The organism is Brevibacterium sp. SIMBA_078 (genome assembly GCF_046534565.1).
Taxonomy (GTDB): Bacteria; Actinomycetota; Actinomycetes; order Actinomycetales; family Brevibacteriaceae; genus Brevibacterium.
This window is the reverse complement of record NZ_JAWRYQ010000572.1, coordinates 1-237: the sequence shown is the minus strand read 5'-3', so window position 1 is coordinate 237 and position 237 is coordinate 1. Positions and strand designations below refer to the sequence as shown.

Genomic DNA, 237 nt, shown 5'->3' with positions numbered 1-237 from the left:
CACAATAACAGATGGTCGTGGAAAAGAAATTACTATTTCGGAACAACCAAAACGAATTGTTTCAACTGCCTTAGCAGTTGATGAATATTTAGTTAATTTAGTGCCTACAAAAAATATTTTAGGTGTGACAGCCATTTCTGCTGACCCAGGCATTTCAAATGTTGCTGGTAAAACCGATGCTATTGAAACAAAATTTGAAACCGTTACGGCTGAACAAGTATTAGCCTTAAATCCAGA

Annotated in this window: 1 protein-coding gene; it reads left to right on the top strand. The window is 35.9% G+C overall.

Translation table 11 applies throughout. The annotated features are described in order from the left end of the window. A partial coding sequence (locus SB749_RS20840) for a hypothetical protein (protein WP_410711994.1) occupies positions 1–237 on the top strand: 237 nt, incomplete at both ends.